Raw genomic sequence first — 16,820 nt, forward strand, 5'->3', positions numbered from 1 at the left:
GATTTTAGTTGCTGGATCTATCGATGTTTTTGTGCAGTGTTTGTACACGGCGCAAATCATCGGCGGCCTGCCATACCTTATTTTTTAAGGATGGATTAAGGTCTGGGTTTTCCGACAGATAGTTCTCTAGAATTTCATAAGCATCCGCAGAGGTGTAATTGCCAATGGTGCTGCTTAACCATCTTTTTGGAAAGAAAATGTCTCCGGTTTTTTGGATCTCATCCAACAGGTCTAAACTTGCCCTAAGGTATTTTATAGATTTTTTTTGATGTAAAGGGTGGTTTATATTGTTCATGGCAGTAACCGTCCATGCTTCTTTGGCCCTGTTTTTTTCCTCTTTTAGCGAGGCTATAAAATCGTCTTTTATTTGCTCTTCTGCAGACAAGGAGGGTAGCAGGTAGTCGAATCTTTTTAGTTTGTCAGGATTTGTAATGGTCTTCTTTGCGATAGCAAGAATTTCTTGTTGTTCTGGATGACCATACAATGCAAGATCCATGGCCATTTGTGTAAAATCATCCTGATTTAGCCTTAGGTCGGCGATTTCAACATCTTTGTTCCATACTTTATATAAAAGGGCTCTGGAATCACCTTTGTAGGCCAACGATTTAAAGGTAGAGAATAAGGTCTTTTTTATGTTTGGTGAAATATCTTTCCGTTGTAGTTCTGTCCATAATTTTTTGGTAACGGCCTCTTGTTGTTGTAATCGGTCTTCTGGTGTCAGGTACTTCCAAAAGATAGATCTTAGGTAACCGGAAACAAGATTTGATAATAGTTCGTTTTTTTCTCTATATAGGGCCTCTGAATAAAAATCTAGGATCGTTACGGGGTTTATGGTGCCGTTAAGGGTGTTCTCGTAGGCATTAATGTATAGAGAACCTCTGGTGACCTCGTCTTCTAAATAGTGTATGTTTTTAAGGGTAGTGGAGCGCAACGGAAAAACCCCATAGCCCATTCCGTTAGAGTTATATATGATAGCCGTGGGTTTTTGTTTTCCAATGGCTTCCGAGAGTTCTAAGGTGCCATTTTTCATGTCTACTTTGAACACCTCTTTTTTGTTCTTATAGATAAAAGTGAGGTCAAAGGTTTGGGGCCAAATATGGTCTGTACCATCTTCGGCCATTTGCTTTATTTCAAAAGAAGCGATTTCTCCTTTTGGGGTATAGGTGATACTGTCCGTAAAAATAGGTCTACCAGCACTGTTTACCCATACTTGGCTCCATTTCAAAAGATCTTCAGTAGTGTTTTTGTCCAGAATTTGAATTAGGTCGTTCCATACCGCATTCCCATTTTTATAGGTGTCTATATATTCCTGAATCCCTGTTTTAAAACTCTCTTTGCCCAAGACCATTTCCAATTGGCGCATCATTATTGGCGCTTTGTTATAAATGATGCTGCCATAAAGCGATCCTGCATTGTTAAGGTTTTCAAGGTCTTGTCTAATCGGGTTGGTACCCTTTGTTCTATCCTCGCCGTAGGCTCTTGGGTAATGACTTGCCATAAAAGCAAGTTCATGGTTAATTTCAGGAAATGCCGGATTTACTATTTTGTCGGCCATAAAATTGGCAAAGACTTCTTTCATCCATACATCATTGAACCAGTCCATAGTCACCAGATCTCCGAACCACATGTGCGATGTTTCGTGGGCAATCAGTTTGGCCCTCCCTAATTTTCTGTTCGTAGTGGCACTTTCGTCCAAGAAAAGGGAGCTTTCTTTGTATTGGATGGCTCCTACATGTTCCATGCCTCCATATTGAAAACCGGGAATGGTGGCAAAATCCAATTTTTGAAAAGGAAAAGCATGGGCCGTATATTCTTCTAAAAATGATTTTGATTGTTGGTGCAACTCAAATATATCGTTGGTGCTATAGGCTACTTTGCTGGAGTCGGTTTCCCTATATAACATGGTCATGGGAAAATTATCGATGTTCTTTTCTGCGGTGTTAAAAACACCTGCTACAAATGAGAACAGATAGGTGCTCATTTTGTCCGAAGGGGCAAATTGATGTGTTATAAAACCATTTGTTTCTTGTTGGTCCGTTTCTGGAGCGGCACATAACACTTGCCAATCTTTAGGAGCAGTGATATTTAGTATGTAGGTAGCTTTAATATTGGGTTGGTCAAAACATGGAAAAAGTGTTCTGGCCCTGTCGGGTACCAATAAGGTATAAAGAAAATCATCGTTTCTATTTAATGAAAGCTCACCTGCCAAGAAATCTATTTCGATGACATTGGTGCCTTTTTGTAAATAAGTTGGGGAAATTTCGATATGCTCATTTTTATGAACCATGTCGATCTCCTTGTTATCGATAGTTATCTTTTTAAGATGGTCGGAGTCTTCTTTGAAATCTAGATATAACGGAGCGTTTAGGTCGTTGATAGTGAGCTCCAATTTTAATTTGGATGGTATGGGGTCGTTTTTAGAGTCAGGTATGTTAAAACTTAAATTGTAAATAACATCTGAAACTTGCACTTTTCTTAATTCTGCAAGTTCTAGCGGAACGCCATCCGCTATTTTAAGGCTGTCGGAAGTCTTGTTGTTACAACTGCACAGTAAAAATATGGCTAAATAGAAAAAGTAATAGGGTCGCATAATTGTTTGTGTTCGATAGTGTATCAAACACGAAAATTAGGCAAATACTTAAGCGAATACAAGGGTATTGTGCTTATTTTGTTGAAGGGCCATAAAAAAAACGACCTACTCATGGTAGGCCGTTATTAAAGAATTATTTTACTTGACCGGAATATGTTTTCCAATCTTTTTCTTTATAGATATTATCTCCGAAATATCTGGCGATGTTTAAGAAAGGTTCTGGTTTTTGATATCCTGGAACCGGAGAAAGCATGTTCATCTCCTCATCTAAAAAGATGGTGGTAGGGTAACTTAACCTGCCCTGCATAAGAGCAGCGGCCAATTCATGATAGCCTTTTCTACCGGATGGAACAAACTTATAGGTCTTTCCTTTAAATTCTATAGGGTCCGGACCTTCGCCATCCAATTTTACCATATAGTAATTCTCTGACATGTATGCGGCCACTTCAGGATTTTGAAAAGTATCTTTGTCCATTTTCTTGCACCAACCGCACCAATCGGTGTATACGTCTATAAAGACCTTTTTAGGGTTCTTGTCGGTCGCTGTATGTTCTACGGCCTCTTCCCAGGTGAGCCAATTTACCTCTTGGGCATTGCCCTGAAAAAATAAAAGACCAAAGACAAGAACAAGAATATATTTAGGGTTCATAGTAAAAGTAGTTTTAAAGCATTTGTTAGGGTTAGTCTCATAACTATATCAAAACTAACGATTTTTTTCTCTCTTTATTTTTAAAGTATGGTTGGTTTTACTTGTTTTAAGTGGATAAACCGGTTGAAAATAAGGTGGGTGAGGATAAAAACGCTTTTATTTTAAGCAAAGGATATTGCCTTAAAGATGTAATTTTTTGAGGATTTGTTAGTACAGATGATGAAAGTATGTTTGTAATACTTGTTAAGGGCGGTAAATAGAACCCTATAAAAGGCCAAAGGCCACGATTGTTATTCAACCGCGACCTTTTTGTTTTTTGGGGCAAATAGCTCTTTGTGGTCTACTTGGTTTCTGATGAGGTCATCAAAGGTTTCTCTTTCCCTAATAAGGATGGCCTTGCCTTGATGCCAAAGAACTTCTGGTGGTCTAAACCTGGAGTTGTAATTGCTGGCCATAGTAAAACAATAGGCCCCTGCGTTTTTAAAACATAGAATGTCCCCTTCTTTTATTTCATTGATCCTTCTGTTGCTCGCAAAGGTATCTGTCTCGCAGATGTACCCTACCACAGAGTAGTAACGCTCACGACCGTTTGGATTGGAAATATTTTCAATGGTATGAGAAGCGCCGTACAGCATGGGTCTTATTAAATGGTTGAAGCCAGAATCGATACTGGCAAATACCGTAGAGGTAGTTTGTTTGACCACGTTTACCTTAGCCAAGAAAAAACCGGCCTCACTGACCAAAAATTTACCAGGTTCAAAGGCCAAGGTCAAATCTTTACCGTATTCTTTACAGAACTCGTTGAAACGAGAACCTAATTTTTTCCCCAGCTCTTCTACATTGGTTTCTATATCACCTTCTTTATAAGGTACTTTAAAACCACTTCCAAAATCTATAAAATCTAGATTTTTGAAGTTTTTGGCGGTTTCAAAAAGAATTTCAGAGGCATATAGGAAAACATCGATATCTAAAATATCACTACCGGTATGCATGTGAATACCGTTTATGTTCATTTTGGTCAATTCTACAATACGCAACAAATGTGGTATTTGATGTATGCTGATGCCAAATTTAGAATCGATATGACCTACGGAGATGTTAGAGTTTCCCCCGGCCATAACATGCGGATTTATACGTATGCAAACAGGTATGTTCGGGTGTTTGCTTCCAAACTGTTCCAATATGGACAAGTTGTCTATATTGATTCTCACCCCAAGTTTTGCCGCTTCTTCTATCTCTTCCAAAGAAACCCCGTTCGGTGTAAAAATGATACTTTCTGGCTTAAAACCAGCTAATAGTCCCAATTGTACTTCCTGTATTGAAACGGTGTCCAAACCACTTCCTAAACTGTTCATTAATTTAAGTATGGTAATGTTGGACAAAGCTTTGGCGGCATAGTTAAGCTTTAACTTCTTTACTGAGCCAAAAGCCTTTGTTAATCTATCGAACTGTGAGATAATTTTTTCCGAGTCATAAACGTATACAGGGTCTCCGTATTTCTTGGAGATTTTTAATAAATCCGAGGTGTTCATTATAATAGCTTTTGCGCAAAGCTAGGGCTATGGTTGGTTTCGTACAAAAAAAATAACTTAAAAATAAAAAATACAACAAAATGTGATAAATATAACAATTAATAAAGGGAATACTTTGTTCTCTTGTAAGAGGTTTGTATTTTTAGAACTATGAAATTACCATTGTTTCCATTAAAGTCGGTTTTTTTTCCGGGCGAAACTGTTCCGTTGCACGTTTTTGAGCCCAGATACAAACAATTGATCAATGACTGTAGGTCGGAGGCCATTACATTTGGTATTCCGGTAGTTATAGACAATAAGTTGGAGTACGGAACAGAGGTGCAACTGGTAGAGGTCGTGAATACCTATAAAGGTGGAGAGATGGATGTTTTGTGCGTGGCCCGACAGGTGTTTAAGATGGTCTCTTTTGAAAATGAGATGAAAGGTAAGTTATATGCAGGCGGAACGGTGGCACTGTTAGATTATGATTATATATCTGAACCTAGTTTTAAGATGGCAGTGATCAATAAAATACAGGAACTGTACGATGTGATGGAAATTTCTTCTCCCGGTATTGAGTTCGATAAGTACAATAGTTATGTACTGGCCCATAAAATAGGACTGTCGTTTAGGCAAGAATACGAATTATTGCAAATGCACAAAGAAATGGATAGGTTAACATATATCTACAATCATTTGCTGGCTACCATTAAAATATTGACCCAGGTAGAAAGAACCAAAAAACGGATAGAGCTGAACGGGCATTTCAAGAATTTTGATCCTTTGGACTTTAATAATTTGGAAATTTAATCCTATTATCTATTGATCAATGTTTAATTTTTGTTGTATTATTTGATAATCTCAAGGTTCTTTGATCAATTAATCATTGATAATTTTCTATTATTACCGTGTCTTTCCTATTTTTGCCAACAAATAAAACTACCATAACATATGAACCTTCACGAGTATCAAGGAAAAGAGATATTAGCAAGCTTTGGCGTTCGCATTCAAAGAGGAATTGTAGCACATAATGCAAAAGAAGCAGTTGAGGCTGCTAAAGAACTGACAGCAGAAACAGGTACGGGATGGCATGTAATAAAGGCACAGGTACATGCTGGTGGTCGTGGAAAAGGAGGCGGTGTAAAGCTGGCAAAGAATTTAAAGGAAGTTGAAGAGATCGCAGGTCAGATCATCGGAATGAACTTGGTAACGCCTCAGACTTCTGCCGAAGGTAAAAAGGTACACCAAGTATTGGTTGCCGAAGATGTGTATTATCCAGGGGATAGTGAAACCAGCGAGTTTTATATGTCCGTTCTATTAAATAGGGCTACAGGAAGAAATATGATCATGTATTCTACCGAAGGTGGTATGGATATAGAGGAAGTTGCGGAAAAGACGCCACATTTGATCTTCACCGAAGAAATTGACCCTGCTACGGGGCTATTGGGTTTTCAAGCAAGAAAAATTGCTTTTAACCTTGGTCTTTCAGGAACGGCTTTTAAAGAGATGACAAAATTCGTTTCTGCACTATATAAAGCATATGTTCAGAGCGATTCTAGTATGTTTGAGATAAATCCGGTATTAAAAACTTCGGATGACAAGATCATGGCCGTAGATGCCAAAGTATCCATAGACGACAATGCTTTATACAGAAGAAAGCAATATGCCGAAATGCGTGACCTTCGTGAGGAGAACCCGATTGAAGTAGAAGCACGTGCGGTAGGTCTAAACTATGTGGATTTGGATGGTAACGTTGGTTGTATGGTGAACGGTGCCGGTTTGGCAATGGCCACTATGGATTTAATTAAGATGGCCGGTGGAGAGCCAGCCAACTTCTTGGATGTTGGTGGTACGGCAGATGCCAAAAGGGTAGAGGAAGCTTTTAGAATTATTTTAAAAGATCCGGCCGTAAAAGCTATCCTGATCAATATTTTTGGAGGGATCGTACGATGTGACCGTGTAGCGCAAGGTGTTGTAGATGCCTATAAAAATATGGGAGACAGTATAAAGGTTCCTATAATTGTGCGTTTGCAAGGTACAAATGCCGAAATGGCAAAAGAGATTATAGATAATTCTGGTTTGGCGGTACATTCGGCCGTTCAATTCCAAGAAGCAGCTGATAAGGTTAAAGAAGTATTGATGTAACTCTATAGAAACATCATCTATAATATGTAAAAAGGCAATGTTTTATTAACATTGCCTTTTTTGCGTTTAATTGAACAAAATATAGATTTTCGTATTTTATATACAACTCTTGCTGCGTGGTGTTTCTTTATTTTTAATCTTTTTTCGGTATTTAACAGATAATATCTGTCCATCACTTTTTAGATTTTTTCTGGTTATTTAAGGTAAATGTTAAGCGTTTAAAATAACGGTTAAACATTGTTTTACACGTTTTATGGATCATTTATCATTTTACCTTTGATCTGTCGGAAGACAAGATGATTTTAGTGAAATAAATGTTAAAGCGACTATTTGTTGTAACATTCTCTTTTTTGAGGCGTCTTTTTAATAAATCATCATCAATCTATTATTAATCAATCTCCATTTTATGGAGGAAAAAACAAAAAGTCATGAGAAAACTAAGTTTAATTATTGTAGCTGCAATGCTATTGTCAACAGGAAACATTTTAGCTTCTGATATCGATGGGGTTAAACCATCTAAGAATCTTTCTGCACAAATCACAAAATTATTAGAGGATAATTCATTTACGGATGAAGAAGCTGATTTGATAGCTCAAGTAAGATTTACTCTTAATGGGGAAGGAGAAATAGTGGTACTTTCAGTTGATACTGACCATACAGATCTAGAACGATTTGTAAAAAGCAGACTTAATTATAAAAAGGTAGACGTTTCTAAAGTAGAAGAAGGCAAATTATATACTGTGCCGGTTAGAATAGCTTCTTAAGAGAGAAACATAATATTTAGAAAATCCTGAGGCATTCAATGTTCTCAGGATTTTTTTTTGTTTTTATATTTAACCGGGTCGATAGCCCTGTCCACTTTTTTAATTTGCTTGTCCTTAAAAGAAGCTCTTGGTTTCTTTTTCTCCGGAGCCATACCTTTTAATAATACTTCGCCGGGATTTTTGGGATTGTCTTTTGTTCCCCTTAAATGTATGATCAATCCGTTTAAAAAGTTTCTCAAAATTTGGTCTCCACACTCCATATAGTTGGGGTGGTCTTCTTTTCTGAAAAATGCACCGAGTTCGCTTTTAGAAATTTTGAAATCTACCAACTTAAGTATATCTACGATTTCATCATCCCTTAGCTTCAATGCTACTCTTAGTTTCTTAAGTACATCGTTGTTCGTCATTGTTCACAAATTTGAGCGCAAGTTATCACATAAAATCAAGAATTGGGGAAGTATTGGTGACATAACCTATAAATCTATTATTGCTATAGGTTGTAAAGACTAGATGAAAGGTATTAAAATTCCGATTTTGATTTTTCAAATATTTAACTTTTTGAGCAAAAAGTGTGAAAATAAGCTCTTTATCTAGAGAAGGATCCATTGCTCGATTTTTGTATTTCGAGATTTTGTTATGAAGCTAGTTTTGCACTCGCAAAAATTAATATTAGCTTATGAAGTCCCCAATTCTTATTTTATTTATGGTCGTAGTCTTGTTAACTTCTTGTTCTAAAGATGCGAACGAGGTGTATGAGAAAGTAGCCCTTACAGCCACAACCTCAGATATGGAAGAGCAAATTTTAGATCTTGTAAATGAGTACAGGGTCAGTAAAGGTTTAGTTGTGTTAGAGGTCAATTCGGCCGCTAAAAAATACGCTACTGCCCATAATGAGTATATGATTTCTAAAGATGAGATTAGCCATGATAATTTTTTACAGCGAGCATCTGATCTTTCCCTTGAAATAAACGCTATACATGTAGCCGAGAACGTTGCACGTGATTTTGATACGGCAGAAGAGGTATTTAATGCCTGGTTGTTAAGTGCTGCCCATTTAAAGAATATAATAGGAGATTTTACGGAAACAGCTATTTCGGTAGATACCGATGCGGAAGGTAGACAGTATTTTACCCAAGTTTTTATAAAATAAAAACAGTAGTAGTTGTATTGCTAAAATCAACAATTGGCATTGTTAATTAGCCCTGTTGTAACCAACGGGGCTTTTTTATGCTGCATATCTTTTAATTATAAGAAAGTATCTTTTCTCTCATTTTTTTAGTGAAACATTAATCAATTCGATTATTTTTTGTAAGAAAATTCTCTGAATATTATAGGTGTGTAGTTGTGAAAAAATGCATTTTATCGATAAAATGAGGTATTTAATCGATAAATGTAAGCGATTTGTCATATATATAAAGCAGTTAGTACTAAGTAGTAGTATTTTCCGTTTTCTTTGTAAGAAAAAACTTATAAATTAAAAAAGATGGAGAAAACCTACTTTCAAAGTTCCTTATTAAAATTTCTTGTTTTAATAATTTTTTTAGGGTGCTTCATAGGAAATTCACAAACTACTGTCTATGCGGAAAACATTGTTGGAGAAAGTAATGTAGACAATTCCAACCTTTCTATTGATAGTAACCTTCTGACGAAGGCGGAAATTCGAGCCAACTCTGGGCTGGTTGCAGGGTTAGGGTCGTATTCAGGATTTTTAGAGTTGCAGTTTCCCTCAACTTTGCCAGCCTTTCAAACAACTTACACAAAAATAGAAACCGAAGATGGTTTGCTGACTCCTTTGCTCGGAGGTAGCTTAGGTGGTTTGTTATCCGATGTGGTAGGGGTGGTTTTAATCGGGAACCAAGAATTTAATGTTCAATTAAAAAATGGGTCGACCGTTGTTTCTGAAGAAGATTCGGGTACGGTAAATTCTTTTTCAACAGATGAGGTAAAGGTTGTTATGGATAAGAATGAAGAATACTTTATTGCGGCCTCTCCAAGTATGCCTTACAATAGAATAAGGATTACAAATAGGACTGGAGGATCTTTATTGGGATTGAGCAGTACCAAGAGATTGGGATTTTATGATTCATTTTATGTAGATACTACAAACGATTGTATAGGGGCGGAGTATACTTCGTTTTTTGGAAGCGGCCTTACTCTAGATCTTCTTGGTCTAGGAGGGGCAGGGGTAGATAATCCGCATTTGGCAATAGATGATGACTTGGATACCTATTCTAATATAGGTCTGGGGGTAATAGGGGTTGCTGCGAGTATAGGGCAAACTTTCTACTTGAATAGGCCTTCGGTAGCAGGCGAGGTTTTTTACCTTAAGGTAGGTGTTGATCCGGATCTTGTACAGGTCGGTCTTTTGTCAAATATTCAGTTGAGTGCAAAAAATGGGTCCTCCGCAGATGTGGATAACCTGTCTTTGTCCAGTCTTTTAGATGTAGATTTACTGGGGCTTTTGGGAGCCAATGGTACTGTAGATATACCTTTTACACCTTCTTCTTCGATAGATAGAATAAGTTTAGAACTTTCATCATTGTTAAATGTTAGTGTAAGTCAGGGTATACAGGTGTATGGTGTTTATAATGCTCCGATGTTACCTGTCCTTGACGCCGGAACCGAAAATGCAGCTACCTGTCCAGGAACTTCCGCTAGTTTAATAGCAACGGTACAGAACCCTTCAGAAGAAGAGTTAAGGTGGTATGATGCGGCCGAAGATGGTAATCTTTTGGTTACGTTGTCATCCGGTGAAGCATATGTAACTCCCAATTTAACGGAAACGACTACGTATTATGTAGCGGCAAAAAATACTAACTGCCCATATGAATCGCCAAGAGTGGCCGTAAGGGTTACTGTTATAGATCCCCCAACGGCAGATGATATTGATGTTGCTCTAAATACCACTTGTAATGCAGGTGAGATGCAGTTTGTTCCTTCAAGTTCCATTAGTGGAGATTTTAACTGGTACTTGGATGCCAATGGAACAAACCAAATTACTGACGGCTTGGTTTCCAATGGTATTACATATACGGTTGTCGGAGATGGGTCATTGATTATTGGTGGTCTGACCGATAGTAATGTGGGGTATAGTGTGTATGCCAGTTTAGAGGAAAGTATGGCTTCTTGTGCGAATGTGGCGGGAGACTTGAAAGAGGTAGAGGTTACATTGGAGGACAATGAGCTTAATGCATTGATTACACTAAATGTGCTAGACTCTATTTTAGATTTAATAGATGTTACAGATGGTATTGTTAGCCCGTCCTTATCCGAAATGATTACCGTTTGTGCAGGTAGCAGTATTGATCTATCGGCTTCTATCGGTGATAGTGAAAATAACGAAATTCGGTTATATGACGCTGCTATAGGAGGAAATCTATTGGCAACGTTAGATTCTGGTGAGATATTCGATACCGGAAGCTTAGCAGCTTCTACCACCTATTATTTGGCGGTAGGTAGAGAAGGGTGTTCTTTAGAATCTTCAAGAGTGGCGATAAATGTAAATGTTGTTTTGAGCATTACTGCCGATGACATTGATGTTACCGGAGCGGAAGATAGTGTTTGTAGTTCAGGTGATGTGGTCTTGATTCCTTCAAGTGATATAAATGGAGATTTTCACTGGTATTTAGATGGTGATGCCCTCAATGAGATTACCGATGGTCTAACGATAGGCGATGTTACTTATAATATCTCCGAATCTGGTATACTTTCTGTTTCGGGGCTTGCGGGTGGTACGTCGAATAATTTTTATGCCGCCATAGAAACGGAAGGTGGTACATGTGTGAATGCGCCCGGTGATTTAAAAGACGTAGTGGTGTCTGTTGTTGATTCTAGTTTGGATGCCCTTATCAATTTAGATACATCATTGACAATTGAGAATCTTGTCGATATAAACAATGGCGATACGGTTGTTACTTTAGAAGGTTCGGTTTCCGGTGATGCCAATGAAGGGGATACGGTGGCCATTCAGGTCAATGGACAGGAATATACGGGAGTATTGGATTCCAACCTTGATTTTGCCATAGATGTTGATGGCCTTGATATATTGCAAGATGTAGATTCTATTATAGAAATTACCTTAAACGGAGGAATCTGTACCATAACAGATTTAATACCGCTTCCAATTCCAGAATTACCTACAGATGTTGTCGATTATGTATTCTGTGCTTTGGATGATCCTACTGTTGCGGATTTGGAACTATTGGTTGATAATGGGGTGTTTTTTGATGCACTTGTAGGAGGAAGCCTATTGGATGTAAATGCTTCTTTGGTAGATGGAGGGTCTTATTTTCTAGGACTTTTGAATATTCCCATAGACATACTTGCAAGGGTGCAGATCAATGTTGATATCATAGATGTACCGATGGCAACGACCGATAGTGATTTTCAATCGTTCTGTTCCGATACCGATCCAGTGGTTGGTGATATTCAAGTAAATGAGGCCAATGTTGTTTTTTATGATAGTGCTACCGGTGGTAATATTTTAGACCCGGGCGTGGCGTTAACCAGTGGCGATTATTATGTGGCCCAAACAATGTCTTCTTGCGAGAGCGAAGATAGGTTGTTGATAACGGTAGAAGTTTTGGACGGAGAGCCGGCAACCTTGGCAGGGCAAATAGAAAATGCCTGTGTAGATAGAAGTTATACGTACAATACCGATGAAGGTAAGACAGATTATGTTTGGACGGTCATTGGTGGTACCGTTATAGATGGCGGTCAAAGTACAGATGATTTTGTGAGTGTAGTCTGGACTAGTATGGAAGAGGCAAGCGTTGCGGTTTCTTATTCCGATGCCGCCGCCTGTGAAGCATCAAAAGAAAACCTATTAGAGGTAGAAGTGGTTCGTTGCGGTGAAATATTAGGAGAAGATTTTTGTCTATTGGTATTCAATGTGTTCTCGCCGAACGGAGACGGATTTAACGATTATTTTGAGATACAGTGTATCGACAATTTCATTGACAATACGGTTACCATCTACAATAGAAACGGTAACAAGGTATTTGAAACCGCTAATTATCAAAATAATTGGGACGGTATCGCCAATGTAGGTGGTGTTTTAAACAAGGGTGATCATTTGCCCTCCGGCACCTATTATTATGTGATCCACCTTCCAGAATTAGATAGGGATGTTGTTGGTTGGTTACAATTGGCCAGATAGTCCACGCTTAAAATTCGTCCAAACTTTTAAAATAAATAACATGAAAAAAAATATATATAATATCAAATACTTAGTATGCTTTGTTTTTGGCCTAAGTATGGTAAATTCTTTTGCACAGCAAGCACCACAGTATACCCAATATATGTACAATACAGAGGTTATTAACTCGGGTTATACCGGTTCTGCCGGTAAGCTTGCCGCAAGTTTGCTGTATCGTTCGCAGTGGGCGGGTATAGAAGGGGCTCCCGAAACACAGAGCTTTGCTGTACATGGTTTGGTTAAAGATAGGATAGGTCTGGGGTTAACGGCCATTAACGATAACCTAGGGGCTTCAAATACTATTCAGATAAACGGTAATTTTGCCTATCACCTTCCGACAGGTGAGAATACCAAGTTGGCATTGGGAATAAATGCAGGTCTGGATATCTTAAATATAGATTGGTCAAAAGGAAATATTTCAAACAACCTAGATCCCGTTTTTCAGCAGAACCTAAATGAGGTAAGGCCTATCGTAGGGGCGGGAGTATATTACTATAGCAGTAAATGGTACTTGGGCGTTTCCAGTAACAACTTGTTGAATTCAAAGTTATATAACGACGATTCTGCCACGGTAGTAGACCGTAAAAGCCAATATTATTTTATGGGAGGGTATGTTTTCGATTTGTCCTCGACCGTGAAGTTTAAGCCAGCAGTGTTAACAAAACATGTATCGGGCTCTCCTTTAACGGTAGACGTGTCCGGTAACTTTCTGCTTCAAGAAAAAGTGGCATTGGGTGTTGCCTATAGGTACGACGATGCCATAAGTGGCTTGGCCGGAATATACCTGTCCGATAAATTCTTTCTTGGCTATGCCTATGATTACTCCGTTACAGGGTTGCAAAACTATAACGACGGTTCACATGAGATAATTTTAACCTACAATTTGGATGGCTTGAAGAAAAGAGCCCTATCTCCAAGATTCTTCTAAAAAATAAGACCATGAATTTAAAACTACAATATACAATTATTGCTTTAGGTTCTTTTTTGATGATGCAGGGCCAAACCAAGGAAGCACGTGCGTTGACCTATTTTGAGGATTTTAAGTTTGATAAGGCTATTGAGCTTTATTCGGAAATAGCCCAAAAAAGAACCGATGAGGAAATACTACAAAAGCTGGCCGATAGCTATTTTAATATAGGTAACTATACCCAGGCCAAAGATTGGTATGCAAAACTCTATCTTCTTAAAGGAAAGGATGTTGGAGAGAACAATATCATAAAATTGGTACAATGCCTAAAAGCAGGTAACGATATACAGCGTGCAGATGAGGTGTTGCTGTCCTTTTATAAGGATAAAGATAGGTTGGACATGATTTTGGCGCAACAAAAGAACTTGGATAGCTTATTGCTAGAGGAGCCTGCTTTTGCTATAAAGAACGTACCGTTCAATAGTCGAAAGTCCGATTTTTCCCCCGCCTTCTACAGAGATAATAAATTGGTGTTTTCAAGTACGCGAGATAGCATAAAGGCAGGAGGTAAAATATACCCTTGGAACAATCAACCTTATCTAGATCTTTTTGTGACCAACACAATGTTCGATGAATTTGTGCCCGAAAAATTTGTGCAGGGCCTTTTGTCCGATTATCATGATGCTTCCGTGGTGTTCGGTAAAGATATGGAGACTGTTTATGTGACAAGAAACTACCTAAAAAAGGGCAAGTTAAAGACAAATAACGAAGGGCTTTCCAATATGCAAATAGTAAGGGCCGAAATTTTTAATGGAGAATTGGTGAACAGTACGTCTTTATCGTTTAACAATATCGAATACTCCTGTGGGCATCCTGCTATAAGTACAGATGGTAAGTATCTGTATTTTACCTCCAATATGCCCGGCGGCTATGGGGACAGCGATATTTATGTGGTCTCTTTGTCCACGACCGGAGAGGTTACTTCCCCTCCCATGAATTTGGGGCCTTCTGTAAACACAAAAGGTCGGGAAATGTTTCCGTATGTAGTTAACGATGTATTGTATTTTGCGTCAGACGGACATTACGGAATGGGCGGTCTTGACCTGTTCAAATCAAAGATATTCTCAAAAGACGAATATTCGATACCATTGAATATGGGAGCCCCGTTTAATAGTAATATGGATGATTTTTCATTGATTAAAGATCCGGTAACCAATACGGGTTATTTTGCCTCTAATAGAATGGGGGGTATGGGAGACGATGATATATACTATTTTGAAAAAGTAGCTCCGACCGATTGCTTGGTGTATTCGGGTTATGTGTTGAATGAAACAACGAATGAGCCCATTGCCAATGCCAACGTTGAGTTGAAAAACCCTGAAGATGGTTTGATAGAAATTTTAAAGACCGATGAAAAGGGGTATTATGAACTGTCTTTACCCTGTAATAGACGCAATAGAATGGTGTTTTCGAAACAGAGGTTTTCTGAAAAAACAGTTTTTGTTGCAACGACCGAAAATCCTGAATCGGATTCGGAAAACAATATAGTGTACCTGACCCCCTATGATAGCTTAATCGTAAAAGAGGGCGATGTAGAGAAAATAAAGGTAGACCCAATTTATTTTGATTATGATAAGAGCGATATAACCGCGAGAGCGGAAATAGAGTTGGAAAAAGTATTGTTCGCAATGAACGAGTTTCCCGATATCAAGATCAAGATAGAGTCGCATACAGATTCTCGTGGATCGGATGATTATAATCTTAGGTTATCGGATGCCAGGGCCAAATCCACTAGAGACTATCTCTTTTCTAAGGGCATAGCGCTTGATCGTATAGAAAGTGCCATTGGTTATGGAGAAACTCAACTAAAGAATAAATGTAAGAATGGTGTTAAATGCTCTGAACAAGAACATTTGATAAATAGAAGATCCGATTTTATAATTCTTAAGAAGAAGAAAGACGAACTGGTAAAACAGACTTTCGATTAAGAATGGCAATGGCTGTAATCTAACTGGATAATTGGCCCTGTCACTTACAGGGCCAATATTTTTTACAAAAAAGAAGAACGTAATTAAGCAATTGGAAAAGTAATGTATGGACTGTAAGAACGAAAAACGTAATATTGTTTCTGGAATGTTAATGGCTGCGACCGTAGATAGTACTTTAAAAGAATCGGAATATGATTTTTTGTTAAAAGTTGGAAAGCACTTGGGTCTAAGCGAAGAAGAATTCAATGCTCTATTGAAGGAACATAGGGTCTATGTTTTGCCAGCTTCTATCTCAGAATGCATAATTAAGTTTTACCGATTTGTATTGTCTTACTATGATCAAGGAAAAAAGATAGATTACAAAAACATAAGAACATTGTATCAAAAGGGAGTGGAAATGGGCTTAAATCCCAAATCTGTTAGAAAAACACTCTATAGTATATACAAATCGTCAAAGTCCAATTTATCGTCAAATAATGTCAATGATTTTTTAAGTGTTAATTAGTTATAAAATTAAGCCTTGTTAGGACTTTTTTAAGATCTTGTACTCCAATAGGTTATTTTGTAGCTTTTTGCTATTCTTTATCCTGTTTTAAATAGCTTTATAACCAATAGGTAGTATCAAAATGAGTACAAAAAAAGAAAAATTGAGTATTCTTTCTGAAATGATCGCTTTTGCCAGAATAGATAATACCTTAAAGCGATCGGAATACGATTTTCTTTTTAATGTAGCCCAACAATTGGAGATCAGTAAAAAAGAGTTCGATTCTTTGTTCAGCAAAAAGGTAGAACACGTAATACCAAAATCGCAGGCCGATAGGTTGGTGCAGTTTAATAGGTTGATCTTGCTCATGAACGTTGACAATAGTAATGATCTTACCGAGATAAAACGTTTACACGATATTGGATTGGGAATGGGGTTGCCGCCCGCTGCAATAGAGCAGGTTTTGGCCATTATGCACAAATACCCCAACAAGATCGTTCCCCCAGAGGTACTCATCAATATTTTTAAGGCTTACGATAATTAATGTAAAGAATACCTCTCTTTTGCTTTACTCTCCTTTATAGG

Annotated in this window: 13 protein-coding genes; 9 read left to right on the top strand and 4 right to left on the bottom strand. The window is 37.9% G+C overall.

Annotated elements, in window-relative coordinates; all coding sequences use genetic code 11:
• Positions 1-4 precede the first annotated feature (4 nt).
• The 3 genes from J8L85_RS08095 to lysA form a co-directional block, all read right to left on the bottom strand.
• The gene (locus J8L85_RS08095) at positions 5-2,590 is read right to left on the bottom strand and encodes a M1 family aminopeptidase (protein WP_211016184.1); all 2,586 of its coding nucleotides are present in this window, start codon (positions 2,588-2,590) and stop codon (positions 5-7) included.
• A 133-nt stretch (positions 2,591-2,723) separates the two neighbouring features.
• On the bottom strand, positions 2,724-3,239 hold the full coding sequence (locus J8L85_RS08100) for a DUF255 domain-containing protein (protein WP_211016186.1): 516 nt from the start codon (positions 3,237-3,239) through the stop codon (positions 2,724-2,726).
• Positions 3,240-3,529: 290 nt separating this feature from the next.
• Positions 3,530-4,771 carry a diaminopimelate decarboxylase gene (gene lysA / locus J8L85_RS08105; protein ID WP_211016188.1) on the bottom strand — a complete coding sequence of 414 codons (1,242 nt, stop codon included), beginning with the start codon at positions 4,769-4,771 and terminating at the stop codon, positions 3,530-3,532.
• A gap of 150 nt (positions 4,772-4,921) precedes the next feature.
• Here lysA and J8L85_RS08110 point away from each other — a divergent pair, with 150 nt between their 5' ends.
• From J8L85_RS08110 to J8L85_RS08120, 3 genes are all read left to right on the top strand, one after another.
• Complete coding sequence (locus tag J8L85_RS08110) at positions 4,922-5,560, top strand: LON peptidase substrate-binding domain-containing protein (protein WP_211016190.1); 639 nt, start codon at positions 4,922-4,924, stop codon at positions 5,558-5,560.
• A gap of 141 nt (positions 5,561-5,701) precedes the next feature.
• Positions 5,702-6,895, top strand: coding sequence for an ADP-forming succinate--CoA ligase subunit beta (gene sucC, locus J8L85_RS08115; RefSeq protein ID WP_047246007.1), 1,194 nt, complete (start codon positions 5,702-5,704; stop codon positions 6,893-6,895).
• A 428-nt stretch (positions 6,896-7,323) separates the two neighbouring features.
• On the top strand, positions 7,324-7,659 hold the full coding sequence (locus tag J8L85_RS08120) for a hypothetical protein (RefSeq protein ID WP_211016192.1): 336 nt from the start codon (positions 7,324-7,326) through the stop codon (positions 7,657-7,659).
• Positions 7,660-7,703: 44 nt separating this feature from the next.
• Here the strand turns inward: J8L85_RS08120 and J8L85_RS08125 are convergent, their stop codons facing one another.
• Positions 7,704-8,066, bottom strand: a complete 363-nt coding sequence (locus tag J8L85_RS08125; RefSeq protein ID WP_211016194.1) for a DUF1456 family protein — start codon at positions 8,064-8,066, stop codon at positions 7,704-7,706.
• Positions 8,067-8,335: 269 nt separating this feature from the next.
• On the opposite strand from J8L85_RS08125, the gene J8L85_RS08130 reads away from it, so the two are divergent.
• The 6 genes from J8L85_RS08130 (at position 8,336) to J8L85_RS08155 (ending at position 16,779) form a co-directional block, all read left to right on the top strand.
• Positions 8,336-8,809 (top strand): CAP domain-containing protein, encoded by a 474-nt coding sequence (locus J8L85_RS08130; protein ID WP_211016196.1) that lies wholly within the window; start codon positions 8,336-8,338, stop codon positions 8,807-8,809.
• A 333-nt stretch (positions 8,810-9,142) separates the two neighbouring features.
• Positions 9,143-12,817, top strand: a complete 3,675-nt coding sequence (locus J8L85_RS08135; protein ID WP_211016198.1) for a gliding motility-associated C-terminal domain-containing protein — start codon at positions 9,143-9,145, stop codon at positions 12,815-12,817.
• 40 nt (positions 12,818-12,857) lie between these two features.
• Positions 12,858-13,784: a type IX secretion system membrane protein PorP/SprF gene (locus tag J8L85_RS08140; protein WP_211016200.1), complete on the top strand. Its 927-nt coding sequence runs from the start codon at positions 12,858-12,860 to the stop codon at positions 13,782-13,784.
• A gap of 11 nt (positions 13,785-13,795) precedes the next feature.
• Positions 13,796-15,751 (top strand): OmpA family protein, encoded by a 1,956-nt coding sequence (locus J8L85_RS08145; protein WP_247656582.1) that lies wholly within the window; start codon positions 13,796-13,798, stop codon positions 15,749-15,751.
• Between the two features lie 106 nt (positions 15,752-15,857).
• Positions 15,858-16,256, top strand: coding sequence for a hypothetical protein (locus J8L85_RS08150; protein WP_211016201.1), 399 nt, complete (start codon positions 15,858-15,860; stop codon positions 16,254-16,256).
• A gap of 121 nt (positions 16,257-16,377) precedes the next feature.
• Positions 16,378-16,779, top strand: coding sequence for a TerB family tellurite resistance protein (locus J8L85_RS08155; protein WP_211016202.1), 402 nt, complete (start codon positions 16,378-16,380; stop codon positions 16,777-16,779).
• The last annotated feature ends 41 nt before the right edge of the window (positions 16,780-16,820 follow it).

This window comes from Maribacter sp. MMG018 (assembly GCF_018100785.1).
In the GTDB taxonomy this organism is placed as follows: Bacteria; Bacteroidota; Bacteroidia; order Flavobacteriales; family Flavobacteriaceae; genus Maribacter.